This window comes from Streptomyces sp. RP5T, from assembly GCF_003933965.1.
In the GTDB taxonomy this organism is placed as follows: Bacteria; Actinomycetota; Actinomycetes; order Streptomycetales; family Streptomycetaceae; genus Streptomyces.
In genome coordinates, this window is record NZ_RSAJ01001006.1 from 1 (window position 1) to 1,714 (window position 1,714).

1 protein-coding gene is annotated in these 1,714 nt (G+C 72.5%); it reads right to left on the minus strand.

Annotated features, from left to right (window positions below; translation table 11 throughout):
* Positions 1-168: 168 nt before the first annotated feature.
* Complete coding sequence (locus EHS43_RS43950) at positions 169-1,275, minus strand: acyltransferase (RefSeq protein WP_260471002.1); 1,107 nt, start codon at positions 1,273-1,275, stop codon at positions 169-171.
* Positions 1,276-1,714: the final 439 nt, after the last annotated feature.

The following is a 1,714-nucleotide window of genomic DNA, read 5'->3' on the forward strand; positions in this document are numbered from 1 at the left end:
GATCAAGGAGGGGCCGGGTCAGCTTCTCCATGCCCGGCAAGTCGAGCGCGTGCCGGGCATGGTGGAGGCGCACGTCAAGGACTCCGACGTCTTCCCCCCCGGTCACGCTGGACCGGTCGATGCGCCGTGCTCCACGACGACGAGGGTCGCCCGGCCCGGCGGACGGCCTCAGGTCGCTGCCGCCGGCACCGGGCCCCGGACCTTCGTCCCCCGGGCCCTCCTGAGGCACGGCCTTTCCAGGGCGTAGTACGACAGCAGGGCCGCCAGCAGCGTCAGCAGCACCGTCGCCGTCAGCCTGCCCTCCTTCACGTCGAGGGAGGCGAGGAGGCGTACGACCGGGTAGTGCCAGAGATAGATGCCGTAGCTCAGGTTGCGGCCCACCCAGGCCAGCGGGGTCAGGGCCAGCAGGCGGGACAGGCGGTCCTCGGGGCGCAGTTCCAGGGCGGTGACCAGGGCGGCGGAGAGGGCCGCCACGGCGAGGAAGCCGATCGTGTACCACGCGGCCGTCCAGCTGCCGAGGTCCTCGGTGACCGGAATCCGCCAGGCGACCAGCCCCAGCAGGGCGAGGGCCGGCCAGGCGAGGCGGGCGGACCAGGTGCGCAGCAGGGCCAGGCGGGGATCGTCGGACCGCAGCCGGGCCAGGGCCACGGCCACCAGGGCGCCGGCGAGCAGCTGGTCGGCGCGGGTGTCGGTGCCGTTGTAGATGCGGTGGGCGGCGTCCGGGTTCCACAGGACGCAGCGCCACAGAAGGGGCAGCACGCACAGGGCCGCCGTGCACAGCAGGACCGTACGGGCCCGCGCGCGTCGCAGGAGCAGGAGCAGGACGATCGGCCACAGCAGGTAGAACTGCTCCTCCACGCCCAGCGACCAGGTGTGCGCGAGCGGGGCGGTGAGGTCGGAGTAGGGGCCGGGCTCCATGGCCCGTACGACATTGGTGAGGAAGGCGGCCGTGAACCCGGCCGCCTGGAGGGAACCCTCGAAGCCCCACAGGTCGGTCGTCGAGGCGAGCAGCACGCAGAACGCGCTCACGGCCAGCATCGCGGGGACCAGTCGCAGCCAGCGGCGGCGGTAGAAGGACATGAGGGAGATGCCGCCGCGGCGGACGTACTCGGCGATCAGCAGGCGGGTGATGACGAAGCCGCTGATGGTGAAGAAGACGTCCACGGCGACCGCCCCGCCCGGCAGCACTTCGGGCTCCACGTGGTGCACGACGACCAGCGCGACCGCGAGGGTGCGCAGTCCGTCCAGGCCGCTCACCCGGCCGGTGCGGGACACGGCGGACGGAAAACCCCGGCTCGCACGGGGTGCGACCGGGGCCGGTGGTCTGTGGACGGCTGTCGAGGAGTCCGCTGCCTCCTGTCCGTCCTGCTCCGTTTCCGCCGCGGCTGTCGAGTCGGGTGCCTTCGCCGTGAAAGAGATCTCTGCTCACCTGCCCGCTGAATCGAGTGATCCCCGTGCGCCTAACCGGAAATCACGCTCGCATGCGTCGCTGGGCGTCGGCTGTGGCGAATCACCGCCGGATCACAGCGGCCAGACAGGAAAGCGGGGGCCGGGGCCCGGGCCCCCTGGCCTGCGCGCACGGCGCGAGCCAGGGGGACGGCCCGGGAGCACGTCCACTCGGTGTGGGTCCGCGCTCCGGACGGCTGTGTCTGTGCGAAAGGAGCTCATCGGGCAGCACTGACCGACCACGCCGCGCCATCCGTGGGGCGGGGGT